The sequence below is a fragment of the Bradyrhizobium sp. WBAH42 genome (assembly GCF_024585265.1).
Lineage (GTDB): Bacteria > Pseudomonadota > Alphaproteobacteria > Rhizobiales > Xanthobacteraceae > Bradyrhizobium.
This window is the reverse complement of the sequence record NZ_CP036533.1, coordinates 4417090-4441789: the sequence shown is the minus strand read 5'-3', so window position 1 is coordinate 4441789 and position 24700 is coordinate 4417090. Positions and strand designations below refer to the sequence as shown.

Annotated in this window: 24 protein-coding genes and 1 pseudogene; 12 read left to right on the top strand and 13 right to left on the bottom strand. The window is 63.6% G+C overall.

Annotation, left to right across the window (positions count from 1 at the left end):
• Window positions 1-7: 7 nt before the first annotated feature.
• The 3 genes and pseudogenes from cimA to cysS form a co-directional block, all read right to left on the bottom strand.
• Window positions 8-1606 (bottom strand): citramalate synthase, encoded by a 1599-nt coding sequence (gene cimA, locus DCG74_RS20510; RefSeq protein WP_172788091.1) that lies wholly within the window; start codon window positions 1604-1606, stop codon window positions 8-10.
• On the bottom strand, window positions 1603-2094 hold the full coding sequence (locus DCG74_RS20505) for a GNAT family N-acetyltransferase (protein WP_172788090.1): 492 nt from the start codon (window positions 2092-2094) through the stop codon (window positions 1603-1605). Before DCG74_RS20505 ends, cimA begins: the two co-directional genes overlap by 4 nt.
• Window positions 2095-2659: 565 nt before the next feature.
• Window positions 2660-3841: pseudogene (cysS, locus tag DCG74_RS20500) on the bottom strand (cysteine--tRNA ligase); the annotation flags it as partial.
• Between the two features lie 290 nt (window positions 3842-4131).
• Between cysS and DCG74_RS20495 the strand changes: the two are divergent.
• Window positions 4132-4425, top strand: a complete 294-nt coding sequence (locus DCG74_RS20495; protein WP_172788088.1) for a hypothetical protein — start codon at window positions 4132-4134, stop codon at window positions 4423-4425.
• A gap of 154 nt (window positions 4426-4579) precedes the next feature.
• Window positions 4580-5755 carry a DUF2865 domain-containing protein gene (locus DCG74_RS20490; RefSeq protein ID WP_172788087.1) on the top strand — a complete coding sequence of 392 codons (1176 nt, stop codon included), beginning with the start codon at window positions 4580-4582 and terminating at the stop codon, window positions 5753-5755.
• Between the two features lie 52 nt (window positions 5756-5807).
• On the opposite strand, the gene DCG74_RS20485 is transcribed toward DCG74_RS20490, so the two are convergent.
• Window positions 5808-6713, bottom strand: a complete 906-nt coding sequence (locus DCG74_RS20485) for a DUF2189 domain-containing protein (protein ID WP_172788086.1) — start codon at window positions 6711-6713, stop codon at window positions 5808-5810.
• A 522-nt stretch (window positions 6714-7235) separates the two neighbouring features.
• Here DCG74_RS20485 and DCG74_RS20480 point away from each other — a divergent pair.
• The 5 genes from DCG74_RS20480 to DCG74_RS20460 all read left to right on the top strand — a co-directional run bounded on the left by DCG74_RS20480 (window position 7236) and on the right by DCG74_RS20460 (window position 11764).
• Window positions 7236-8069 carry a cytochrome c oxidase subunit II gene (locus tag DCG74_RS20480; RefSeq protein WP_172788085.1) on the top strand — a complete coding sequence of 278 codons (834 nt, stop codon included), beginning with the start codon at window positions 7236-7238 and terminating at the stop codon, window positions 8067-8069.
• A 76-nt stretch (window positions 8070-8145) separates the two neighbouring features.
• Complete coding sequence (locus DCG74_RS20475; protein ID WP_172788084.1) at window positions 8146-9924, top strand: cbb3-type cytochrome c oxidase subunit I; 1779 nt, start codon at window positions 8146-8148, stop codon at window positions 9922-9924.
• Window positions 9921-10625 carry a cytochrome c oxidase subunit 3 gene (locus DCG74_RS20470; RefSeq protein WP_172788083.1) on the top strand — a complete coding sequence of 235 codons (705 nt, stop codon included), beginning with the start codon at window positions 9921-9923 and terminating at the stop codon, window positions 10623-10625. The genes DCG74_RS20475 and DCG74_RS20470 overlap by 4 nt, the downstream gene beginning before the upstream one ends.
• Before the next feature lie 14 nt (window positions 10626-10639).
• The gene (locus DCG74_RS20465) at window positions 10640-11362 is read left to right on the top strand and encodes a heme-copper oxidase subunit III family protein (RefSeq protein WP_172788082.1); all 723 of its coding nucleotides are present in this window, start codon (window positions 10640-10642) and stop codon (window positions 11360-11362) included.
• 9 nt (window positions 11363-11371) lie between these two features.
• Entirely contained in the window at window positions 11372-11764 is a 393-nt protein-coding gene (locus DCG74_RS20460; RefSeq protein ID WP_172788081.1) for a cytochrome C oxidase subunit IV family protein, read from the top strand.
• A gap of 25 nt (window positions 11765-11789) precedes the next feature.
• Here DCG74_RS20460 and DCG74_RS20455 read toward each other — a convergent pair whose 3' ends face one another.
• Genes DCG74_RS20455 through DCG74_RS20445 form a run of 3 tightly spaced genes read right to left on the bottom strand, consistent with a single transcriptional unit; the run spans window position 11790 to window position 15316 of the window.
• The gene (locus DCG74_RS20455) at window positions 11790-13547 is read right to left on the bottom strand and encodes an NAD+ synthase (protein WP_172788080.1); all 1758 of its coding nucleotides are present in this window, start codon (window positions 13545-13547) and stop codon (window positions 11790-11792) included.
• Between the two features lie 22 nt (window positions 13548-13569).
• A complete protein-coding gene (locus tag DCG74_RS20450) occupies window positions 13570-13923 on the bottom strand; it encodes a diacylglycerol kinase (RefSeq protein WP_027571653.1) in 354 nt (117 codons plus the stop codon).
• Between the two features lie 4 nt (window positions 13924-13927).
• A complete protein-coding gene (locus tag DCG74_RS20445) occupies window positions 13928-15316 on the bottom strand; it encodes a class II 3-deoxy-7-phosphoheptulonate synthase (RefSeq protein WP_172788079.1) in 1389 nt (462 codons plus the stop codon).
• A 180-nt stretch (window positions 15317-15496) separates the two neighbouring features.
• Here DCG74_RS20445 and DCG74_RS20440 point away from each other — a divergent pair, with 180 nt between their 5' ends.
• On the top strand, window positions 15497-16393 hold the full coding sequence (locus DCG74_RS20440; protein WP_172788078.1) for an alpha/beta fold hydrolase: 897 nt from the start codon (window positions 15497-15499) through the stop codon (window positions 16391-16393).
• Window positions 16394-16572: 179 nt separating this feature from the next.
• On the opposite strand, the gene DCG74_RS20435 is transcribed toward DCG74_RS20440, so the two are convergent.
• The 5 genes from DCG74_RS20435 to DCG74_RS20415 all read right to left on the bottom strand — a co-directional run bounded on the left by DCG74_RS20435 (window position 16573) and on the right by DCG74_RS20415 (window position 19113).
• Window positions 16573-16836 (bottom strand): hypothetical protein, encoded by a 264-nt coding sequence (locus DCG74_RS20435; RefSeq protein WP_172788077.1) that lies wholly within the window; start codon window positions 16834-16836, stop codon window positions 16573-16575.
• A 201-nt stretch (window positions 16837-17037) separates the two neighbouring features.
• The gene (locus tag DCG74_RS20430; RefSeq protein WP_172788076.1) at window positions 17038-17613 is read right to left on the bottom strand and encodes a TIGR00645 family protein; all 576 of its coding nucleotides are present in this window, start codon (window positions 17611-17613) and stop codon (window positions 17038-17040) included.
• Window positions 17614-17645: 32 nt separating this feature from the next.
• The gene (locus tag DCG74_RS20425; RefSeq protein ID WP_172788075.1) at window positions 17646-18284 is read right to left on the bottom strand and encodes a TerC family protein; all 639 of its coding nucleotides are present in this window, start codon (window positions 18282-18284) and stop codon (window positions 17646-17648) included.
• Window positions 18281-18643 carry a hypothetical protein gene (locus DCG74_RS20420; protein WP_172788074.1) on the bottom strand — a complete coding sequence of 121 codons (363 nt, stop codon included), beginning with the start codon at window positions 18641-18643 and terminating at the stop codon, window positions 18281-18283. The genes DCG74_RS20425 and DCG74_RS20420 overlap by 4 nt, the downstream gene beginning before the upstream one ends.
• Window positions 18644-18645: 2 nt before the next feature.
• Entirely contained in the window at window positions 18646-19113 is a 468-nt protein-coding gene (locus DCG74_RS20415) for a tellurite resistance TerB family protein (protein ID WP_172788073.1), read from the bottom strand.
• A 356-nt stretch (window positions 19114-19469) separates the two neighbouring features.
• On the opposite strand from DCG74_RS20415, the gene DCG74_RS20410 reads away from it, so the two are divergent.
• From DCG74_RS20410 to DCG74_RS20395, 4 genes are all read left to right on the top strand, one after another.
• On the top strand, window positions 19470-20297 hold the full coding sequence (locus DCG74_RS20410) for a class II glutamine amidotransferase (protein WP_172788072.1): 828 nt from the start codon (window positions 19470-19472) through the stop codon (window positions 20295-20297).
• Between the two features lie 19 nt (window positions 20298-20316).
• Window positions 20317-21546 carry a carboxylate-amine ligase gene (locus DCG74_RS20405; protein WP_172788071.1) on the top strand — a complete coding sequence of 410 codons (1230 nt, stop codon included), beginning with the start codon at window positions 20317-20319 and terminating at the stop codon, window positions 21544-21546.
• A 62-nt stretch (window positions 21547-21608) separates the two neighbouring features.
• Window positions 21609-21794: a hypothetical protein gene (locus tag DCG74_RS20400; RefSeq protein ID WP_172788070.1), complete on the top strand. Its 186-nt coding sequence runs from the start codon at window positions 21609-21611 to the stop codon at window positions 21792-21794.
• 336 nt (window positions 21795-22130) lie between these two features.
• A complete protein-coding gene (locus tag DCG74_RS20395; RefSeq protein ID WP_172788069.1) occupies window positions 22131-23270 on the top strand; it encodes a hypothetical protein in 1140 nt (379 codons plus the stop codon).
• Window positions 23271-23272: 2 nt separating this feature from the next.
• Here the strand turns inward: DCG74_RS20395 and gor are convergent, their stop codons facing one another.
• On the bottom strand, window positions 23273-24661 hold the full coding sequence (gor, locus tag DCG74_RS20390; protein WP_172788068.1) for a glutathione-disulfide reductase: 1389 nt from the start codon (window positions 24659-24661) through the stop codon (window positions 23273-23275).
• Window positions 24662-24700 lie beyond the last annotated feature (39 nt).

Genomic DNA, 24700 nt, shown 5'->3' with positions numbered 1-24700 from the left:
CGCCCGTCTAAGCCGGCGCCCCCGACTTCACCAGCTTGTAGATCACCGAATCCATCAACGCCTGGAACGAGGCATCGATGATGTTCGGGGACACGCCGACCGTGGTCCAGCGATCGCCGTTCTCGTCCTCGCTCTCGATCAGCACGCGCGTGACCGCGCCGGTGCCGCCATTGAGGATACGCACGCGATAGTCGATCAGTGTCAGGCCCTCGATGAATTTCTGGTACTTGCCGAGGTCCTTGCGCAGCGCGACGTCGAGCGCGTTGACGGGACCGTTGCCTTCGGCGGCCGAGATCAGATGCTCGCCGGCGACGTCGACCTTGACCACCGCGAGCGCCACCGTGACGCGCTCGCCGAGCGCGTTGTAGCGCTGCTCGACGTTGACGTCGAACTGCTCGACCTCGAAATAATGCGGCACCTTGCCGAGCGTGCGGCGCGCCAGGAGCTCGAACGAGGCGTTGGCGGATTCGTAGGCATAGCCGGCCGCCTCGCGCTCTTTCAGTTCTTCGACGAGACGCGTCAGCTTCGGATCGCTCTTTTCATAAGAGATACCGGCGCGGTCGAGCTCGGCGATGACATTGGAGCGCCCGGCCTGGTCGGACACCAGCACCTTGCGGTGGTTGCCGACCAGCTCCGGCAAGACATGCTCGTAGGTCTGCGGATCCTTCAGCACGGCGGAGGCATGGATGCCGGTCTTGGTGACGAAGGCGCTCTCGCCGACATAAGCCGCATGCCGGTTCGGCACGCGGTTGAGCATGTCGTCGAGCGTGCGCGACACCTTGACGAGAGTCGCCAGCTTCTCCGTGGTGACGCCGATCTCGAAAGCCTCGGCAAACCCCGCTTTCAGCTTCAGCGTCGGGATCAGCGAGCAGAGATTGGCGTTGCCGCAGCGCTCGCCGAGGCCGTTCAGCGTGCCCTGGATCTGCCGCGCGCCGGCACGCACCGCCGCGAGCGAATTGGCCACCGCCTGCTCGGTGTCGTTATGGGCGTGGATGCCGACGTGATCGCCGGGGATGTGCCTGGTCACGTCTCTGACGATGGCTTCGACCTCATCGGGCATGGTGCCGCCATTGGTGTCGCACAGCACCACCCAGCGTGCCCCGGCCTCATAGGCGGCCTTGGCGCAGGCAAGCGCGAAGGCGGCGTCTTCCTTGTAGCCGTCGAAGAAATGCTCGCAATCGAGCATCACCTCGCGGCCGGCCGCCTTCGCCGCCGCGACGCTGTCGCGGATCGAGGCGAGGTTCTCTTCCTTCGTGGTCTCCAGCGCGACGCGCACCTGATAGGCCGACGACTTCGCCACGAAGCAGATTGCGTCCGCCTTCGCTTCCAAAAGGCCCGCGACGCCCGGATCGTTCGAGACCGAGCGGCCTGCCCGGCGCGTCATGCCGAAGGCGGTGAAGCGCGCATGATTGAGCTTGGGCTTGGTCGCGAAGAATTCGCTGTCGAGCGGGTTGGCGCCGGGATAGCCGCCCTCGACATAATCGATGCCGAGATCGTCGAGCATCGCCGCGATGACCTGCTTGTCGGCCAGCGTGAAGTCGACGCCGTTGGTCTGCGCCCCATCGCGCAGCGTGGTGTCGAACAGATAGAGACGCTCCTTGCTCATTGCCCCGCTCCGAGCGTCTTTTTCATGGTGGTGTTGGCGAGCCATTCGTCGTTCATCGTGACGCTGTTGCGCTGCTGGGCGGTGTAGCCGCGCTTGGCGAAGAAGCCCTCCGCGGTATCGCTGGCATCGACCGAGAGACTCTTGGCGCCGCGGCCGCCGGCGAGCTTCTCCAGCGCGTCGACCAGCGTGGTCGCGATGCCCTGCCCGGCCACGGCCGGATGCACATAGAGCATGCGGATATGATCGTTGCCGCGCAGTGAGGCGAAGCCGACGGGCGAGCCTTCCAGCGTCGCGATCAGCGTCAGGTCGGACGCGAGCCGCTTGCCGAACTCCTCGTCCTCGGCCGCCGCCATCCAGGCTTCCTGCTGCGCCTCGCTATAGTCGTCGCCGGTCAATTCCTCGATGCTGGCGGCGAAGATCGCGGCGAGGATCGGCACATCCGCCGGGAGGAAAGGCCTCAATGCGGGCTTTGGCAAAGTCTGTCCCATCGTCCTCACCACATCCCATAGAGCTTGAGCGCGATCGCCACCGCGCCGGCGAGCAGCGCGATCTTCAGCGCGATGTAATAGAGCCAGTGCCGCGGAAACGGCGTGTCGGGCCGCTTCATCGCGCGATCTCCCAAGTCGTCGTCGGGTTGCCCTCAGCGTCCTTGCCGTCCTTAAGAATAATGCCCATAGTGGCAAGTTCATTCCGTATGCGGTCAGACTCGGCAAAATCCTTACGCGCGCGCGCAAGGTTGCGCTCAGCAATTTGTTCCTCGATAAACTTCCCTCTTTCCTTAGCTTCTTCAGTTTTCGTAACTATCGTCACGTTTCCGTCGGAAGCTTCTTCGGCTCCCAGACCAACTGCCGAGAGATCTGCTAAAGCTTCCTGCCTCAGCTCTGGAAGGTTGTTTGCGATCGATATACGAAGTTTCCGCGCTGCTTCGTGTGGGACCGGAACGTGCCCCGTGTTTCGAGTGAAGACTCCGGGCAGATGCGCCCACAGCTTATTGTGACGAAGTAACCCCAAGAATTCGCAATTCATTAAGAACTGCTTTTTCTCTAAGCTGCCACCAGCGCGAGCAGATCGATAGCTAGAACGCAGAGCCGCAATAGCTTCCGCAGTGTTTAGATCGTCGAGCAACGCTTCAACAATCTCCTGAGAGGGGCGCGGTGGCTCCTTTCGCGCGGCACGAGAATATCCATCCTGCTCCGCGTCGGTTCCGACAAGGATGGACGCCCAGGCAGCCAATTCATCCTCAATCTCTCTGCTCTTTGCTGCCATCCAATCAATGGGCTGACGATAGTTGGACATCAGCATCTGAAAGCGCAGCACCTCACCCGGCCAATCTCTGAGCAGCTCGTGAATCGTGATGAAATTGCCGAGGCTCTTCGACATCTTCTCACTCTCGACCTGCAGGAAGCCGTTGTGCATCCAATAGTTCGCCATGCGCTCGCGGTGGAACGCGCAGCAGGTCTGCGCGACCTCGTTCTCGTGGTGTGGAAACACCAGATCGATGCCGCCGCCGTGGATGTCGAAGTGTTCGCCGAGATGCTTCCAGGCCATCGCCGAGCACTCGATGTGCCAGCCCGGACGCCCCTCCGCCTTGATGCCGGATGGCGACGGCCAGGACGGCTCGCCCGGCTTGGACGGCTTCCACAGCACGAAGTCGGTCGCATCCCGCTTGTAGGGCGCAACATCGACCCGCGCGCCCGCGATCATCTCGTCGAGCGAGCGCTTCGACAACGCGCCATAGCGTGGCAGCGCGGAATTGGCCGCATTCATCGCCTGCGGCGAGAACAGCACGTGGTCCTCGGCGACATAGGCAAAGCCTCCGGCGACCAGCCGCTCGATGATCTCGCGCATCTCGCCGATATGCTCGGTCGCGCGCGGCTCGACGCTCGGCCGCAGCGCGCCGAGCGCGTCGACGTCGGCGTGAAACTGCTTGCCGGTATGCTCGGTGACCTTGCGGATCGCCTCGTTCAGCGGCAGGCCGGGAAAATCGCGCGCGGCGCGGTCGTTGATCTTGTCGTCGACGTCGGTGATGTTGCGGACATATTTGACATGCGCCTCGCCATAGAGGTGGCGCAGCAGGCGAAACAGCACGTCGAACACGATCACCGGCCGGGCATTGCCGATGTGGGCGAAGTCGTAGACCGTCGGTCCGCAGACATACATGCGGACGTTGTTCGGATCGAGCGGCACGAAGGTGCGCTTTTCCCGGCTCAGCGTATCGTAAAGACGCAATTCCATGACAACCCATCCCTCTCGGCCGGGCGTCCAACGCTCTCAATGTGTTTGAGAAAAGACGGCTCCAGCCAGCGAATCGCTAGCTCGTAATCTCGCGGCAAATGGCGCAAATGGCGAGGAGACCGTTCATGCGGCCACATATGGGCCACCACGGGCCCCGGCGTCAAGGGCCGCGAAAATGCCGTTTTTGCCTCCGCAAAGGGCGCGGCCGGCCTTCAGGGTTCATGATCCCCTAACCATTTGAGCCCATTCTGGAACCTGCGGTTCCCTGATTTTTTGCCCCCGGTATTTTCATGCGATCCCTGCTCGCGCTCATTTTTGGCGCCTCTCTCCTTGCAGCACCTCAGGCGTGGGCCGAGAGCCGCGTCTTCATCATCGCCGATCAGTGCCTGGCCAAGAGCGACACCAAGGGCGACACATGCGGCGCCTCCGCCGCGCGGACCTATTGCCAGTCACGAGATTTTGCAAAGGCATCAAGCTATCGCCGGGTCGACCCCGACGAAATTACCGGCTCCGTCCCCAAAACCGGCACAAACTGCTCCCATGGCCATTGCGACGAATATGTCGCAATCACCTGCCAGCGCTGAATTCGCTCGGAGCTGGCGGACCTTAGGACCAGTCTTCGGCCCCTGAAACGACGTGACGATGCCGCAGGAAGCGGCTATTGGGAGGGCGCGCTTCGGCCCCCAACTCACTTGGGAAGTCACTTGGACGATCACGCTGGGCCGTGACCTCGCTAGAATGGCGGATATGCCTGAATTCCTCTCTCTCTTCCGTGCCCGTTCCCTCCTTGCCTGCACCGTGCTCCTCGGCACCGTCGTGCTCGCCAATGGCGCACTCGCGCAGGCCGGCCCGCCGCCCCAGCCGGGCCAGAACGGGCTCGGACCCAATCCGATGTGCGTGCGCCTGGAGGCCCAGCTCGCCGCGCTCGATCGCGGCGGCGGGGGTGATGCGGCGCGCGAGGAGCAGATCCGCCGCTATCAGGATTCCCAGGCCAAGCAGCAGGCCGAGCTCGACCGCGTCACCATGCAAGCCAAGCGCATGGGCTGCGATTCCTCCGGCTTCTTCTCGCTGTTCGGTGGCCAGCAGGCGCAATGCGGTCCGGTCAACACCCAGATCCAGCAGATGCGCGCCAATCTGGACCAGATCACCGGCAATCTCGAGCGGCTGCGCGGCGGTAGCGGCGCCAGCCCGGAGCGCGATAACCAGCGCCGCTCGGTGCTGATGGCGCTGGCGCAGAACAATTGCGGGCCGCAATATGCCAACGCCGCGCAATCGCAAGGCGGCGGCAATTTCCTGAGCAATCTGTTCGGCGGCAACAACCCGAACAATCCGCAAGCCATGCCGCCCTCCGATCTCGGCCCGCAATCCGGCACCTTCCGCACCGTCTGCGTGCGCACCTGCGACGGCGCCTATTTCCCGATCTCCTTTGCCACCGTGCCGGCGCGCTTCGGCGACGACGAGAAGACCTGCAAGGCGCTGTGTCCGGCCGCGGAAGCCGTGCTCTACACCCATCGCAATCCCGGCGAGGACATGAACGCGGCGGTCTCGATCGGCGGCCAGCCCTACACGGCGCTGCCGACCGCATTCAAATTCCGCAGCGAGTTCAACCCGTCCTGCTCCTGCAAGGCGGCAGGCCAGACCTGGGCGGATGCGCTGAAATCCGCCGACGACAAGACCAGCGTCGAGCAGCAGGGCGACATCATCGTCACCGAGGAAAGTGCCAGGAAGATGCAGCAGCAGCGGCTCAACAAGGGCGCGCCGCAGCCTGCCAATGCCAAGAAGGGCGCGCCCCCTCCGACGACGGCCACGGCACCGGCGGCACCGCCGGCGGACACCGGCACGCCCGCGGCGGGTTCAGAGAACAAGCCGATCCGCTCGGTCGGCCCGACCTTCCTGCCGCAGCAGCAGAAGTAGGCCGTCACTCTGTCATGCTCCGCGCAGGCGTCCCAGCGCAGCCGTTCCGCTGTTAAGGCTCGCCCTCGCGGCTCCACGGGAACAGATTGGCCGGAAAGTCTGCTGCGTAGCGCCTGCCCTTCGGGGGCGGCGGCGGTGCGTCCGGTGGGTTCGGATTGGGCTCGACCACCCGCCGATACAGGTGCCAGGTGGCATGACCGAGCACCGGCAGAACGACGGCGAGACCGACGAAGAGCGGCAGCGAGCCGATCACGAGCAGCGCCGCCACGATGAGGCCCCATCCGGCCATCGCAACCGGATTCGCCGCGACCGCTCGGAGCGACGTGCGGATCGCGTCGATCGCAGTCGCATGGCGGTCGAGCATCAACGGAAATGACACGACGCTGACGCACAATGCCACAACCGCAAACAGGAAGCCGACACCGCAACCGACGATGATGAGCGACCAGCCTTCCGGTGTCGTCAGCACGCGCGTTGCGAAGTCGGGAATGCTTGCGGCCGCAGCGTGGCCGAAGATCGCGACATAGATTGCGTTCGCGACACCGATCCAGGCCCCGAACAGCACCAGCAGAAGCACGCCGAGTTCTATCATGGCGCCGAACGACGGTGCGCGCAGCACCTTGATCGCATCCCATGCTTCGACCTCCTCGCCGCGCTCGCGACGACGGCTGAGTTCGTAGAGACCGATCGCGGCAAAAGGACCGATCAAGGCAAAGCCGGCGGCCAGCGGAAACAGCAGCGGCAGCACCGAATAGCCGAGCACCATCCTGAACAGGACGAGACCGAGAACGGGATAAATCAGGCACACGACGATCGCGTGACTCGGCATCGCCTGGAAATCGTCCCAGCCCAGGCGCAGGGCCTCGGTCAAGTCGGACAAGCTGATCTTGCGAATGGGATAGGAGGCCGCTTCGCCGAATGCGTGCCGCCTGATGTCGTGGGAGTACAGAGTGGCCATGTACGGAGCCTCCCGTGCTGAAAATCGCGGTTTTCGACAACACGCGCTCTTCAGCCACGCGTGTCCGCCTGACGAGCAGGAAACGCGATGGGTCGGGTACGGCAACCCAGGTTCAGCAACCGAGCCTGGCCGGACGGAACCCGTCGCGACCTGCCTGGCAAGCTTAGCGCGCGCGGAGCACGGCTGCACTCACGGTTGGGTGAATTGCGCACCAGAACGGATTTGTGCGTTGCATCACCCAAACCCAAACATGCGCACCTGATGGTTGGTTTGCCAGCACGGCAATCACACCAATTCGGACACCCACATTGCTCTATTGACGCCGGATTGGGCTGGTATCATTTTAGACGCAGACGCCCTTAGAGTTGATGGTCGCGAGCGTTCTCTTGATTTCGCGATCAGTGGAATGGGCGAGGCAAGAGGCCGGCGATGGCATATGCCAAGAAAGGCCAGCCATCGCGACAGACATGAGCTCCGCCCTGGATTCGTATCCGTAGCCTTCGATGGCAAGGATGGATCAGGATGGCTGTCGCACTGATACTGCTTCTGGTCGCGATCGGCTCGGTGCTGTTTCACATCTACAGCCCGTGGTGGTGGACGCCGATCGCCACGAACTGGGCCTATATCGACCACACCATCAACATCACATTCTGGATCACGGGCTTTGTTTTCGTCGCCGTGATCGCCTTCATGGCTTACTGCGTCTTCCGCTTTCACCACAGAGAGGGAAGACGGGCCGACTATAATCCGGAAAACAAAAGGCTCGAATGGTGGCTGAGCGTCGGGACTGGCGTCGGCGTCGCGGCCATGCTGGCGCCTGGCCTCGTGGTCTGGCACCAGTTCGTGACGGTGCCTGCGGATGCCACCGAGATCGAGGTCATGGGCCAGCAATGGCAGTGGAGCTTCCGCCTTCCGGGCAAGGATGGGAAGTTGGGCACATCGGATGTCCGCAACATCGCTTCCGACAATCCGATGGGCCTCAATCGTGACGACCGGCACGCGCAGGACGATGTCGTGATCGAGAACGGCGACCTGCACCTTCAAGTCGGAAAGCCGGTCAAGGTCCTCCTCCGCTCGGTTGATGTCCTGCACGATTTCTACGTGCCCGAATTCCGGGCCAAGATGGACATGGTTCCAGGCATGGTGACCTATTTCTGGATAACGCCGATCCGCACCGGAACGTTCGATGTTCTCTGTGCGGAGCTTTGTGGCGCTGCTCATTATCAGATGCGGGCCAAGGTCATCGTCGACGAAGAGGGTGAATATCACGCTTGGCTGGAGCAACAAAAAACGTTCGCAGAGTTATCGCCGGCGCAAGCCGTCGTGAAGGCGACGTACCAATCCGGCGGCAAGTAGCAAGCTGCCGCCGCAGATAGATCGGGCGCAAGAGGCCAATGCCTCACCCCCGATGGAAACGACCGAGGAGGTTTCTATGGTCGATATTCCATATGAAGGAATCCGCGGCATCCCGCCTGCCGAAGTACCTGAGGTCGAGCTCTATCATCCGCGGAGCTGGTGGACACGATACGTCTTCTCGCAGGACGCCAAGGTGATCGCCATTCAGTATTCGCTGACGGCCACGGCCATCGGGCTGGTGGCCCTGGTGCTGTCGTGGCTGATGCGGCTGCAACTGGGATTCCCCGGCACCTTCTCTTTCATCGATGCCAATCAGTACCTGCAATTCATCACCATGCACGGCATGATCATGGTGATTTACCTGCTCACCGCATTGTTTCTGGGCGGCTTCGGCAACTACCTGATCCCGCTGATGGTCGGCGCCCGGGACATGGTCTTCCCTTATGTGAACATGCTGAGCTACTGGGTCTACCTGCTCGCGGTCCTGGTGCTTGCCTCGACATTCTTCGTGCCCGGCGGCCCCACCGGCGCCGGTTGGACGCTGTATCCGCCGCAAGCAATCCTCTCCGGAACGCCCGGGCAGGATTGGGGCATCATTCTCATGATGGCGTCCCTGATCCTGTTCATCATCGGCTTCACCATGGGCGGGCTGAATTATGTGGTCACGGTGTTGCAGGCGCGCACGCGCGGCATGACTTTGATGCGCCTGCCCCTGACGGTGTGGGGCATTTTCACCGCGACCGTCATGGCGCTCTTGGCATTCCCTGCACTGTTCGTTGCCTCGGTCATGCTGCTGCTCGACCGTCTCCTGGGAACCAGCTTCTTCATGCCCTCCCTCGTCGAGATGGGTACGCTTTCGAAATACGGCGGCGGCAGCCCGCTGCTCTTCCAGCACCTGTTCTGGTTCTTCGGCCATCCCGAAGTCTATATCGTCGCCCTGCCCGCCTTCGGCATCGTCTCGGATCTGATCAGCACGCATGCGCGCAAGAACATCTTTGGTTATCGCATGATGGTCTGGGCGATCGTAGCCATCGGCGCGCTCAGCTTCATCGTCTGGGCACACCACATGTATGTGAGCGGCATGTTCCCGCAATTCGGGTACTTCTTCGCCACCACGACGCTCATCATCGCAATCCCCACCGCGATCAAGGTCTACAACTGGGTGCTGACCCTGTGGCGCGGCGACATTCATCTCACGGTGCCGATGCTGTTCGCCCTCGGCTTCATCATCACCTTCGTGAACGGCGGGCTCACCGGCCTCTTCCTCGGCAACGTCGTCGTGGACGTGCCCCTCTCGGATACCATGTTCGTGGTCGCCCATTTCCACATGGTGATGGGCGTGGCGCCGATCATGGTCGTGCTCGGCGCGATCTATCATTGGTACCCAAAGGTCACGGGGCGGATGCTGAACGAGGCCATGGGCAAGTTTCACTTCTGGGTCACCTTCCTCGGCGCCTACCTGATCTTCTTCCCCATGCACTATCTAGGACTGCTCGGGGTCCCGCGCCGGTATTTCGAACTCGGAGATACGACGTTCATCCCGTCCTCGGCCCATTCACTCAACGCCTTCATCTCGGTGGTGGCCTTGACCGTCGGCTTCAGCCAGATGGTGTTCCTGTTCAACCTCGTCTGGAGCTTGTTCAAAGGTGAGGCCTCAGGCGGCAACCCGTGGCGGGCGACGACGCTGGAGTGGCAGACGCCGGAGACGCCCCCAGGGCACGGCAACTGGGGCAAGGAGCTCCCGGTCGTGTACCGCTGGGCCTATGACTACAGTGTGCCCGGCGCCGCGGAGGATTTCATTCCGCAGAACCAGCCGCCGCGCGCGACGCAGCTCGCTCAAGGAGCTGCTTCGTGAGCGCCGTCATCCTGTTCCTGGCTGTGCTTGCGGTGATCGCCGGATGGTGGCTGTCGCAGCAGCGCCTGACGGCCAAGCCCTGGCTGGAGGAAGGCGCGGCCGGCGACTTCCCCGGCGGCGATGCCATGACCTGGCCGGCAGCGAAGGTCGGTCTTGGCGTGTTTCTCGCGGTCGCGAGCGCATTGTTCGTCCTCTTCATCAGCGCCTACTCGATGCGCATGAGCGTGGTGGACTGGCGGCCGCTGCCTGTACCGCGGCTGCTGTGGGTCAACACGGGCGTCCTTGTCCTGAGCAGTGTCGCGCTGCAATGGTCGTACGCGGCCGCGCGCCGCCACGATACTGAGACCGTCATGATCGGTCTGCTCGCCGGCGGAGCATCTGCCGTGATCTTCCTCGCCGGGCAGCTCCTGGCCTGGCAACGGCTCGGGGCTGCGGGATATTTCGTGGCGTCCAACCCGGCGAATTCCTTCTTCTACGTGTTGACCGCAGTGCATGGGCTGCATCTGACGGGCGGTCTGGTGGCCCTGGGCCGTACCTCAGCCAAGGTGTGGCGCGGCGCCGAGATCGCCGACATGCGCTTGAGCGTCGAGCTGTGCGCCATTTACTGGCACTTCCTGCTGTTGGTCTGGCTTGTCCTGCTCGGTCTTCTCACCGGCTGGACCGACGATTTCGTCAACATCTGCCGCCAATTGCTGAGCTAGGGAGGCGAGACCAGATGGCTGAGACCGTGCTGACAAATCCGGGGCAATCGCCTGCGCGGCTTGAAGGCTGGCGCGGCATCGCCGCCGACTGGGCGTCCGATCAGCGCGCCTTCAAGAATGTGTCCTGGGGCAAGGCCATGATGTGGATCTTCCTCCTCAGCGACACCTTCATCTTCAGTTGCTTCCTGCTCTCCTACATGACGGCGCGGATGTCGACGACCGTACCCTGGCCCAATCCCAGCGAGGTCTTCGCTCTCAACATCGCCGGACAGCACATTCCGCTGATCCTGATCGCCATCATGACGTTTGTCCTGATCAGCAGCAGCGGCACGATGGCGATGGCCGTCAATTTCGGCTACCGCCGCGACCGCGTGAGAACCGCAATCCTGATGCTGATCACTGCAGCCTTCGGTGCAACCTTCGTCGGAATGCAGGCCTTCGAATGGACCAAGCTGATCATGGAGGGCGTCCGGCCCTGGGGTAATCCATGGGGTGCGCCGCAGTTTGGTGCGAGCTTCTTCATGATCACCGGCTTCCACGGCACCCACGTGACGATCGGTGTGATCTTCCTGATCGCCATTGCGCGAAAGGTCTTTCGCGGCGACTTCGACGTCGAGAGGCGCGGCTTCTTCACGAGCCGCAAGGGGTATTACGAGATCGTCGAGATCACGGGCCTGTACTGGCACTTCGTCGATCTCGTGTGGGTGTTCATCTTCGCATTCTTCTATCTTTGGTGAGGTCGGCGCATGACAAACGCGGCGGTACACATGGAAGGACAGCTCCACGCTCCGGCGCATGGCGCAGTCGCAACGGGAGCCGTTCACGCCAAGGGGCAACAGCACCCGATCAAGCTCTACCTCGTGGTCTGGGGCTGGTTGTTCGTCCTCAGCACGTGCTCCTACCTCGTCGACTACTTTGGCCTGCATGGCTATCTCAGGTGGTCGCTGATCCTGCTGTTCATGATGTTGAAGGCCGGCCTGATCGTCGCCGTCTTCATGCACATGGCCTGGGAGCGGCTGGCCTTGACCTATGCCATCCTGCTGCCGCCGGTCGCGGTATTGGTTTTTGTGTCGATCATGGTGCTCGAATCCGAATACACGCACTTCCTGAGGGTGCTGTTTTTCGCAACCCCGTCGTAGCGCCTGCCGGTGCTCAAGCTGGAGTTCAGCCCTCGAACGCGTCGATTGACGCCGTGCTGCCACGTGACACCAGCGCCTCATCCGCGGCGGGCAACGGCTCGCCTTTGTCACGAAAGCGGTTGGTGATGGGATAGCGGCGATCGCGGCCGAAATTCCGTCGCGTCACCTTCACGCCGGGCGCGGCCTGACGGCGCTTGTATTCGGCGACGTTGAGCAGATGGTCGATGCGGGTGACGATCTCGCGGTCGAAGCCGGCGGCGATGATCTGATCCAGCGGCTCTTCGCGCTCGACCAGGCGCTCCAGGATGGCATCGAGCACGTCATAGGGCGGCAGCGAGTCCTGATCGGTCTGGTTCTCGCGCAACTCCGCCGTCGGCGGGCGCGTGATGATGTCGGGCGGGATCACTTCGCCCGCGGGGCCGAGCGCGCCATCGGGCTTCCAGCTGTTACGCAAGTTCGCCAGCCGAAACACCTGCGTCTTGTAGATGTCCTTGAGCGGGTTGAAGCCGCCGTTCATGTCGCCATAGAGCGTGGCGTAGCCGACCGACATCTCCGACTTGTTGCCGGTCGTCACCACCATCAGCCCGGTCTTGTTGGAGATCGCCATCAGAAGCGTGCCGCGGGTGCGGGCCTGGAGATTCTCTTCGGTGATATCGGGCGGCAGGTTCTTGAAGATGCCGGACAAGATCGTCTCGAACCCGGTCACGGCCTCCGCGATCGGCAGCACCTCGTAGCGGACGCCAAGATGGCCGGCGAGCTCGCCGGCATCCGCAATGGAGTGTGCGGCCGTGTAGCGGTAAGGCAGCATCACGCCATGCACCTGGTCGGCGCCGAGCGCGTCGACCGCGATCGCCGCGCAAAGCGCGGAATCGATGCCGCCGGAAATGCCGAGCAGCACGCCGGGAAAGCCGTTCTTGGCGACGTAATCGCGCAGGCCCAGTACGCAGGCCGCGTAGTCGGCCTTGTCGCCCTCGGGCTGTTCGGCGATCGGCCCGGTGCAGCGCCAGTCGTTGCCGTTTCTGCTGAAGCGCAGCGTGACGATGCTCTCTTCGAAGGCCGGCAGCTGCGCCGCGAGCGAGAGATCGCCATTGAGCGCGAAGGAAGCGCCGTCGAAGACGAGCTCGTCCTGGCCGCCGACCTGGTTGAGATAGACCAGCGGCAGCCCGCTCTCGGTCACGCGCGCCACCGCGACCGACAGGCGCACGTCGTTCTTGTCGCGGGCATAAGGCGAGCCGTTCGGCACCAGGATGATCTCGGCGCCGGTCTCGGCCAGCGTCTCGACCACGTTCTCGTAGTCCTCGGACTCCTCCAGCCAGATGTCCTCGCAGATCGGCACGCCGATGCGCACGCCGCGCACGGTGACGGGGCCGGCGGCAGGGCCGCGCGAAAACAGCCGCTTCTCGTCGAACACACCATAATTCGGCAGGTTGCACTTGAAGCGCAGGCTCGCGATGCGCCCGCCATCGAGCAGCGCGCAGGCATTGTACAGCCTGCCCTCCTCGACCCAGGGCGTGCCGACCAGCATCGCAGGCCCGCCATCGGCGGTCTCGCGCGCGAGGCTTTCGATCGCGGCGCGGCAGGCGGCCTGGAAGGCGGGCTTCTGCACCAGGTCTTCCGGCGGATAGCCGGCGATGAACAGTTCCGGAAACAGCACGAGATCGGCGCCGTCGGACTTGGCCTGCGTCCGCGCCGCGCGCGCCTTGGCCGCATTGCCGTCCACGTCGCCCATGGTCGGATTGAGCTGGGCGAGCGTGACCGCGAATGTGTCGAAACGTTCGGTCATGGCCGCCCCATCCGATCCCGAGTTACAGGAACCCCAATCGCTCGATGACGGCAATGATCCAGAACGCACCGGTCATCAAGAGCGCAACGCCGACTGCGGCCGAGCCCATGTCCTTGACGCGGCCGATCTGCTTGTCGTGATCCATGGTCAGCCGGTCGGCGAGCTTCTCGATCGCGGTATTGAGCAGCTCGACCGTCAGCACGAACGCGACAGAGCACACCAATTCGACCGCGCGCATCGCGGTCGCGCCGATGAACCAGGCCAGCGGCACCGACAACAGCAACGCAAAGATCTCCTCGCGGACGGCCTGCTCCGACCGGAACGCAAAGGCCAGACCGTTGCGGGAATTGATCGTGGCCTTCCAGATCCGCAGCAAGGTCTTACAGCCCCGCTGCGGCCGGAATCGGCTGGGTCTTGCCGGCGCGCTCCTGCTTGAGCAGTTCCGCCACCAGGAAAGCCATGTCGATGGATTGCTCGGCGTTGAGGCGGGGATCGCAGACCGTGTGGTAGCGGTCGTTGAGATCCTCGTCCGTGATCGCGCGGGCGCCGCCGAGACATTCGGTCACGTCCTGGCCGGTCATCTCCAGATGCACGCCGCCGGCATGGGTGCCCTCGGCGGCATGGATCGCGAAGAACGACTTCACTTCGGACAGGATGCGGTCGAACGGCCGCGTCTTGTAGCCGGACGTCGAGCTGATGGTGTTGCCGTGCATGGGATCGCACGACCAGACCACCACCCGGCCCTCGCGCTTCACGGCGCGGATCATGTTCGGCAGATGCTCGCCGATCTTGTCGGAGCCGAAGCGGCCGATCAGCGTCAGCCGGCCCGGCTCGTTGTCGGGATTGAGCACGTCGATCAGCTTCAACAGCTCGTCCGTCTTGAGCGAGGGGCCGCACTTCAGCCCGATCGGGTTCTTGATGCCGCGGAAATATTCGACATGGCCGTGATCGAGCTGGCGGGTGCGGTCGCCGATCCAGATCATGTGGCCCGAGGTGGCGTACCAGTCGCCGGTGGTGGAATCGACGCGGGTCATGGCCTGCTCGTAGCCGAGCAGCAGCGCCTCGTGGCTGGTGTAGAAATCGGTGGCCCGCAGCTCCGGATGGCTCTCGAGATCGAGGCCGCAGGCACGCATGAAGTTGAGCGCGTCCGAAATGCGGTCGGCCAGCTCCTTGTAGCGGCGGGACTGCGGTGAATCCTTGAGGAAACCGAGCATCCATTGATGCACGCTGCCGAGATTGGCGAAGCCGCCGGTGGCGAAGGCGCGAAGCAGGTTCAGCGTCGCCGCCGACTGGCGATAGGCCATCAGCTGGCGCTGCGGATCGGGAATGCGCGCTTCCTTGGTGAAGGCGATGTCGTTGACGATGTCGCCGCGATAGCTCGGCAGCTCGACGCCATTCACCTTCTCGGTCGGCGACGACCGCGGCTTTGCGAACTGGCCGGCGATGCGGCCGACCTTCACCACCGGGACGGCGCCGGCATAGGTCAGCACCACCGCCATCTGCAGCAGCACACGGAAGAAGTCGCGGATGTTGTTGGCGCCATGCTCGGCGAAGCTCTCGGCGCAGTCGCCGCCCTGGAGCAGGAAGGCCTCCCCGGCCGCGACGCGGCCCAAGGCCTTCTTCAGGTTGCGCGCCTCGCCTGCGAAGACCAGCGGCGGAAAGGTCGCAAGCTGCGCCTCGACGTCGGCCAAAGCCCTGGCGTCGGGATAGTCGGGCACCTGTAGCACCGGCTTGCTGCGCCAGGACTCGGGCGTCCACCGCTCGGACATCGCAATCTCTCCGTGAAGCAAAAACCACAACCTGATCTAGGGGTTGCGAGGGCCGCCTTATACACAGGCCGGCCACGCCCCGCCAGTTGTAAATCCATTTCGCAGCGCAAACCCTTGCGGCCAAAGCCGAATTCGCATTTGCTTGGGCCGGCTGAGGAATCCGACGGGACACCGACCGCCATGGACGCGGCACTGGACGACGTTTTCATCGACGAGATCAGCTTCCCGGCAACCGACGGCTATGCCCTGGCCGGCACCCTGTTCCTGCCGCGCGGCGCCAAGCGCCATGCCGTCCTGATCAATTCGGCGACCGCCGTTCCGCGAAAGATCTATCGAGGCTTTGCCTCCTACCTCGCCCATCGCGGCTGCGCGGTGCTGACCTACGATTATCGCGGCATCGGCGATTCCCGCCTGCCGGCGATGGTCGGCTACAACCAGCCGAAATCGCTGGTCGGCTTCAAGGCCTCGATGTCCGACTGGGCCGCGCTCGACGTCACCGCCGCGGTCAGCTGGATGCGCGAGCGCTATCATGCCCTGCCGCTCGCTTATATTGGCCATTCCTTCGGCGGCCAGGCGCTCGGGCTGATCGCCAACAACACCGAGATCTCGCGCGCCGCCTTGGTGGCCTCGCAGGCCGCGACGTGGCGGCTGATGACCTCGCCGGAAAAGTACCGCGTCTACGCCTTCATGAATTTTGTCGGCGTGCCGCTGGTCCATGCACTCGGTTACGCACCGGGCTGGGCCGGTGTCGGCGAGGACCTGCCCAAGGGCGTCTTCCTGCAATGGACCGAATGGGTCTCGAGCCCCCGCTATCTCTTCGATTCAAAGCTGCCGGCGCTGGCGAATTTCGCGAATTTCAAGGGCGAGCTGCGGGCGCTGTGCTTCTCCGACGATCCCTGGGCGACGCGCCCCGCGGTCGAGCTGCTCACGGGCGGGTTCACTGCGATCAAGCCGGAGGTGCTGACGGTCAGACCGTCCGACGTCGGCGCCAAGGGAATAGGCCATTTCGGTTTCTTCCGCCCCGAGCACCGCGACACGCTCTGGCGCGGCGTCGCGGAATGGATTCAGGGGGAATGAGATTTGTTCACCTCTCCCGAAGGGAGAGGTCGGATCGCATCAAAGATGCGATCCGGGTGAGGGGTTACGGTCTCACCGAATTACCGCGGCCCCTCACCCGGATTGCTGCGCAATCCGACCTCTCCCCGCTGGGGAGAGGTGTAGCGGAGCAAGCCGACCCAGCCCGATATTATCAACCACTAGCGGATGATCGTCGTCAGCGACGAGTAGCGCCGGTTCGGCTTGGCCTCGCTAGGTGCGAACTGTGCGAAGGCGTCGCTGACGCGGACCGCCGGTGGCGTGTCGCTCGCGAACCGAAACTCCTTCGGCCGCGGTGCGTAGAAGCTGGCGCGGTAATAAGCGTCGTCGAAGCGCGCCTCGCCGACGCCGAACAATGCGTCACAGACCAGCAGGAGCGCGTAGACTCCCGCGACCGCTGCGACGATCTCCCTGAGAATTGTCATCCGATAGCCCTGCCCTTTTGCGGGCAGGATGCAGATCGGTTCCAAAGGCCTGGTTTAAGGCGCCACGCTTCTTGTCCGCAGCGTTTGCCGGCGCTGAACCGATTGCAGACAATTTTATCGATCTCGAAAGAAGAACCCGCCCGAGCGGATGATCAGGCGGGCTCCAGGATTGGCCGCTCGGGAGGTCTTTGTGCGGCCAGATCAGCCGTGCTCGGCCTCCTTGCGATGGCCGCTCTCGCTGAGGCGATCGACCCAGGCGATGCCGATCGCCGAGATGATGAAGGTCATGTGGATCAGCACCTGCCACATCACCCCGGTCTCGGTGAAATTGCTTCGCGTCGTGCCGAGGTTGCCGGCCTCGATGAAGGTCCTGAGCAGCGAGATCGAGGAGATGCCGATGATCGCCATCGCGAGCTTGATCTTGAGCACGCTGGCATTGACGTGACCGAGCCATTCCGGCTCGTCGGGATGGCCGCTCAGGTTCAGCCGGGAAACGAAAGTCTCGTATCCGCCCACGATCACCATGATCAGGAGGTTCGAGATCATGACCACGTCGATCAACCCGAGCACGACCAGCATGATCTGCTGCTCGCTCGCGTCGAACGAGTGCAGGACGAGGTGCCAGAGCTCCTTGAGGAACAACAGGACATAGACGGCCTGAGCCACGATGAGGCCGACATAGAGCGGCAATTGCAGCCAGCGCGAGCCGAAGATCAGCTTCGGAAGCAGGCCGACCGGCGGCAGCGGCGCCGAAGGTGCTTTGGGTTCAGACGTCATTGATCACTCCGGATGGCAGACAGGCATGCGTCTCAGAGACTCGCGATAACGGGCGCGAGCTCGAGGGAGCCCCGATAGATCATCTCGAAGGCGACGTAAATGATGATGGCAAGGCCGACATAGCCGACCCAGCGATGCTTCTGGAGCACGCGGCCGAGCAGATCGGCGGCGACGCCCATCATCGCGACCGACAGCAACAGGCCGAACACCAGAATGTAGGGATGCTCGCGCGCGGCGCCCGCGACTGCGAGCACGTTGTCGAGCGACATCGAGACGTCGGCAGCGACGATCTGCACCGCCGCCTGGCCGAAGGTCTTTCGCTGCACGGGCGCAGCATCCGGGCCGCCGCCATGGCTGAACGCGAGTTGCCGCGAATGCGCGGATTGCTCGCGCAGCTCGCGCCACATCTTCCAGCACACCCAGAGCAGCAGCACGCCGCCGGCGAGCAGCAGGCCGATGACCTGCAGGAGCTGGGTCGCGACGCCGGCGAAGACGATGCGCAGCGCAGTGGCGGCGGCAATACCGACGATGATGGCCCGGCGGCGCTGCCCGGCCGGCAGGCCCGCCGCGGAGAGACCGATGACGACAGCGTTGTCGCCGGCGAGCACGAGGTCGATCAGGATGACTTGGAACAGCGCCGTCAGCGCTTCGGGGGTGATTAATTCTGTCATGTTTGATCATTCTTCGATGCCGACGGATCGAGCCAATGCGGCTTGCGGCGCTCGATCCAGTCGAAGACCCTTGAACGGGAGGAGCGCAGCGCAGGCACATCCTCGGCGAGCAGCGCGAGGCCGAGCGGCAGCATCCAGACGCCGAGTACCGGCAGGAAGGCGAGCACACCGCCGACGACCAGCAGCGCGCCCGAGGGAATCCTGACCCAGCGGCTCGACGGCTTGAGCAGATATGTCACCGTGTCGGCCATGCGCGGCGGCAGGCGGTCGACGAGCTTGGCCAGGCGCGGGTCTCCACCGGCGATCTGGCCGGTGGTGCCCTCGGTTTGCCTGGCGCGCTCATTCGAAACCGTGCTCATGCTTACTCCTTGGCGGCGGCCTGCAGCTTGGGGCCCGCAGCACTTTCCAAGACAGGCTTGGCGCGCGGCAGCACCAGCGTCAGCAAGCGCAACAATTTGATCGCCTGGACTTCGTGCGGATGCACGTCCTCGTCTGCGGCGGCAACGCGCTCCGACAGCTCCACCAGATGGGCCGAGAGCGGCAGGTTCGAAACCGGCCGCAGCGTGTCGATCACGACGTTGGCAAAATCCGGCTCATCGAGCCGCTCGGCCAGCTCGTCGAACATCGCAAAGAGCCGTTCGTCGGCGATGTGCGGCGCCAGCTTGCGATCCCTGATGAAACGGATCACCTCGTCTCGTTCGACCGGCGAGACGCGCCGGTCGGCAACCGCAACCAGCGCGCCCACGATCACCAACGCGGCCGCGGCCTGCTCGTTCAGGCTGGACGGCTCCGTGATCTCGATCGGATTTGAGGTTTTGGTGTCAGACATCGTAGCTCCCTTAGCTTGCGAAATGGCCGCACGGAGCTGCGATGGAGACGAATGGTCGGAGAGAAGGAACAGGGACCCGACAATCGGCCGATCCATCGCATTCGCGCGGGACAGGTCATCCGACATCACGAGGTTTGCCGACGTCTGTCGGCGTCCTCGCCAGAGGGGCCCGGATTCTTGTTCGCCTCAGAGATAAAGGTGGACCTGTCGGAATCAAGGCGATCCCGCTGCGACCAGCGGCCGCATCGGATTGGCGTTGCTGGTTTTGGTTAAACAGTCCCTTGCATCGGGAACCATGCAGCAGCACCGAGTGTTGGTGCACCTCGCGACACGTCAATCGACTGGCAGGAACCCGCATGTGCCGCTGGATCGCATACCGGGGCGAAACCACCTCGTTCGAGCCTTATGTCACCGAACCCGAGCATTCGCTGATTGCGCAGAGCATCCGCTCGCTTCAGTCCACGGCGGGCTCGAATGGCGACGGCTTTGGTCTCGGCTGGTATGGCGAGCACCCTGAGCCGGGCCTTTATCGCGAGACGCGCCCGGCGTGGTCGGATGAAAACCTGCGCTATCTCTGCCGGCATCTGCGCTCTCATCTGTTCTTCGCCCATGTGCGTGCCGCCACCGGCACAGCCGTGACGCGGCAGAATTGTCATCCCTTTGCCTGCGGACACTGGATGTTCATGCACAACGGATTCGTCGGCAGCTGGAATCGGCTGCGACGCAAGGTCGAGGCGCTGATTCCCGATGCCCATTACCCGTCCCGGCTGGGCACGACCGACTCCGAAGCCGTGTTCCTGGCGATGATGGGGGCCGGTCTCGAGCATGATCCACTCGGCGCGACGCAATCCGCGCTGCAATCCCTCGTCGGCTTGGTCAACGAAGGTGGGCTTCGCGAACGGCTGCGCTTTACCAGCGCGATCGCCAACGGCCGCGACCTCTACGCCTTTCGCGTCTCGGTCAACGATGCCGCCAACACGCTCTACTTCCGCGAGGACGGCGGGCAGGTCATCGTCGTCTCCGAGCCGTTCGACAAGGAATCGAGCTGGGCGGAAGTCCCGCCGAATCACGCCCTGATCGCGCGAGCGTCCGAAGCCGTCAAAATTGTTCCGTTCGATCCTGCAATTTCCAGTACATCGGGTGCGGAACCGGCCACAGTCAGACGGATTATCGCCCGCAGGTAAGTGACCGCGCCGGTGGCCAATGACATTTGCTTCAGACGTTTCAAAGCTGCTGCGCCTCACCCCCTCCGAGGACAGGCAGCACGTCGTCATCCGTTCTGCCGGCGGCCGCGGCAATCCGGCGGAATATTCCTTCGGCATCGAGGAGGAATACTTCCTCGCCGATCGCCGCAGCTTCGAAGTCGCGATCCACACGCCCAACGAGCTGTTCGAATCGGCAAACTGGTCGACCGGCGGCCAGGCCATGCGCGAGATGCTGCAATCGCAGCTCGAGGTCGCAACCAATGTCCATGTCGATGTGAACGACGCCCGCGAGGAGCTGCGCTTCCTGCGGCGCGAGGTCGCGAACGTCGCTGCGCAATACGGCTTCGTGATCATGGCCTCCGGCACGCACCCGAGCGCGGTCTGGCGCATGTCCCAGCCCAGTCCGAAACCGCGCTACGAGGAGATGATCGAGGATCTGCGCAGCATCGGTCACCGCAACATGATGTGCGGCATGCATGTGCACGTGCAGTTGCCGGATCCCGAGAAGCGCATGGCGGTGATGCGGGCGATGCTGCCGCACCTGCCGTTGTTCATCGCGTTGTCGGCGTCCTCACCGTTCTGGAATTCGCACAAGACCGGATTGAAGGGCTACCGCCTCGCGGCCTATTCCGAGCTGCCGCGCACCGGCCTGCCCGAATTGTTCGAGGGCAAGCAGGATTTCGACGCCTATGTCGGCGCGTTGCAGCGCTCCGGCGTGATCCCGGACGAAAGCCACATCTGGTGGGCGATGCGTCCTTCCATGAAGCATCCGACCCTGGAGCTTCGCGCGCCCGACACCTGCACCTTCGTCGACGACGCGATTGCGATTGCCTCGCTCTACCGCTGCCTGACGCGGCATCTCTATCTGCGCCCTCAGCTGTCCCGGGAGGTCACCGCGGTCGAACGCGCGATTGCGGTCGAGAACAAATGGCGCGCCCAGCGCTATGGCACCGACTGCATCTTCGCCTCCAAGGACGGACCGGTGACGATCTCGGAGCTGCTCACTCGCCTGATCGACGATATTGCGGAGGATGCAGCCGCACTGAACTGCTCCGCCGAGATCGAGCATTGCCGAACCATCGTGGAGCGCGGCAGCTCGGCGGAATTCCAGCTTCGCGCCTATCGCGAAAGCGGCGACGACATCGCAGCCGTGTCACAATGGATTGCTACCTCGACGCTGTCCGGAACGAGCGCGCCTGTTCAACGCAGCGCTCCTGCGTCGTCATAGCGCCCGCGCAAGCTTCGGCGACGAAGTTGCCATTCCTGAATTCGCCGATCGTGGAGAAGCACATGAATCGCATCATATCCTGCACCGGCTGCGGCCATGCGCTTGTCCCGATGCTGACGGCCAAAGGCCGCGCCGAGCCGAGCTGCCTCTGGTGCGAAGGCTTCCACGCGCGCGCGTTGGACATGGCGAAATGGGCTGACAGCCCATCCGGCAAGCCCGCGCCGACGCTCCGTCGATCATTCGAGTGAACCGCACCAGACGCTGAGCCGCCGGCGTTTGCCCGTCGCGGCTGCATGCACTTTTGCGGGACATGCCGACAAATTAGACAAGGCAAGCCGCCCCACCCGACTTGCGGCACGCGCGGACGAGTAAGCCTCGTTAGCGGCACCTATCGTCTAACCCCCGGTGCAATCTCGATTATTTGCGCGCCGCATGCAGCCGGCGGGCCGACGCGCCGCATTGCGTTCTGACTGGCCTGAAATTCGCAAGACATCATCAAGCCAAGTCCCTGCCCCGCCACGATGAGGAGCGGCAAGTTACGTGCGCTCGGCTCCGGGATGAATGGCCTCAGATCGGAGAATGCCATGAACGTGCATGCTGCCGGAGATATCAAATTCACCGGTCTCACCCATCCGAACGGCGCCCGGCTGCGCCTCAACGATCAGGACTTCGTGGCGATCGATCGCGACAAGAATGCAAAATTCGAGGCGACCTACCGGCCGCAGGCCCTCTATAACCGCGCCAACGAAGGCTTCCACGCCAACAACGAAACCTTCCTCCTGCACGAAGTCGCGACCAATCTGCCGATCTATCGGCCCGACACCGGCCCCACCGATTTCCATCTGCATCTGCCGCCGGGCGGCTTTCAGCTCGTGCTGGTCACCTCGGGCGCGTTCACCTTCGACTATGACGGCCGCTGGTACAATGTCGGCCCGGGCGCGGTGATGCTGCAAAGCGCGATCGTGCATCGCCAGCTGTTCTACACCTGGTCGGGCCTGTCGACCGAAGAGAATTTGAAGACGCCGCAGACCGTGGTGCCCGATCCGATCTCCATGGGCTATTCCGGCAAATTCCTCGAAGCCTTCATCACCGATCCCACCACCTTTCCGAATCCGACCATTGTCGGTCCGGATCAGATCAACGAGGACGAAACGCCGCGCGTGGCCTGGAGCCATCCGCTGCATGATCGCCCGGCCGATGCCGGCTTCTGGCTTCAGGATCCCCTGGCACTCGACGCGCTGTTCAAGCCGCTCACCGATGGTTCTGTCGGATCGGCGATGCCGGTCTACGTGCGCGATATCGGCATCGAGAGTCCGAGCGGGCATCTCGTCACGGGCCACATCATCGCGACCGACCCGCGTGGCCACGCACTGTTGCCGAAGAGCACGTCGGCCGCGGCGGACGCGACCTGTTTTGCGAAGGGCGAGGTCGTGATCTATCGCGTCATTCGCGGCACGGCCCATTTCAAGAAAAAGTCCGGCGAGAGCTTTGAACTCTCCGCCGGCGACGTGGTGACGGCGGGCAAGGATTCCATCGGCCTCATCGGCGTCGGCGAAAACACCCAGGTCCTCCGCCTCGGCCTGCTCAAGGGCATGAACGAGCTGCGCAGCTGGACGGCGACGCAGCGCGACGAGATCGACGGCCTTGCCGGCCAGATCATCACGCAAAAGGACATGCGTCCCCTGCGCACCGAAGGCAAGCCGGTCGGGTATTTGTATAGCTGAGGCTACTCCGCCGCCTGCCGCACATGCCGTGCGGTCGGGGTGCGCATGGTGACGAGCTCTTCGGCGGCGGTCGGATGCAGCGCGATGGTCGCATCGAAATCGGCCTTGGTCGCCTTCATCTTCACCGCGATCGCGACGGCTTGCGTGATCTCGGCGGCGGCATCGCCGACGATGTGACAGCCGAGCACGCGGTCGGTCGCGCCGTCGACCACGAGCTTCATCAGCACGCGGGTGTCGCGGCCCGACATCGTCGCCTTGATGGGCCGGAACGTCGTCTTGTAGATGTCGACGTGGCTGAATTGCGCGCGCGCCTCGGTTTCCGTCAGGCCGACCGTGCCGACCTCCGGCTGCGAGAACACGGCCGTCGGAATGTTGGCGTGATCGACCTGCACCTCGCGCTTGCCGAACACGGTGTCGGCGAAGGCATGGCCCTCGCGGATCGCGACCGGCGTCAGGTTGAAGCGGTGGGTGACGTCGCCGATGGCATAGATGCTGTCGACCGAGCTCTTGGAGAAATGGTCGACCGCGATGCCGCCGTTCGCCGGATTGATGGCGACGCCGGCATTCTCCAGGCCGAGATTGGCGAGGTTCGGATGGCGGCCGATCGCGAACATCACCTGATCGGAGGCGAGGCTCGAGCCGTTCGACAGGTGCGTGGTGAAGTCCTCGCCGTGACGGTCGACCTTGGTCACGGTGCAGCCGGTGAGGATGGTGATGCCCTGCTTCTCCATCTCGGCGCGGACATGGGTCCGGACATCCTCGTCGAAGCCGCGCAGAATGTTGTCGCCGCGATAGATCACCGTGACGTCGGAGCCGAAGCCGGCGAAGATGCCGGCGAATTCCAGCGCGATATAGCCGCCGCCCTGGATCACGATCCGCTTCGGCAGCTTCTTCAGATGAAACGCCTCGTTGGAGGAGATCACGTGCTCGATGCCGGGGATCGCCGCGCCATGGTTGGGCGCGCCGCCGGTCGCGATCAGGATGTACTTCGCCGTGACCTTCTTGTCGTTTTCGAGCAGGCGGACGGTGTGCTTGTCCTCGATCACCGCGCGGCTCTTGACGATCTGCGCGCCTGATTTCTCGACATTGGCGGTGTAGGCCGCCTCCAGTCGCGCGATCTCCTTGTCCTTGTTGGCGATCAGCGTCGGCCAGTCGAAGCTCGCGGGCGGAACGGTCCAGCCGAAGCCGGCGGCGTCCTCGAGCTCCTGACGGACATGCGAGCCGATCACGAACAGCTTCTTCGGCACGCAGCCGCGGATCACGCAGGTGCCGCCCATGCGGTACTCTTCCGCGATCGTGACGCGGGCGCCGTAGCCGGCCGCGATGCGGGCGGCACGGACGCCGCCCGAGCCGCCACCTATGACGAAGAGGTCGACGTCGAATTCAGCCATTGTCCACTCCGACCCCTTTCAAGAAACGCCTTTCAGATA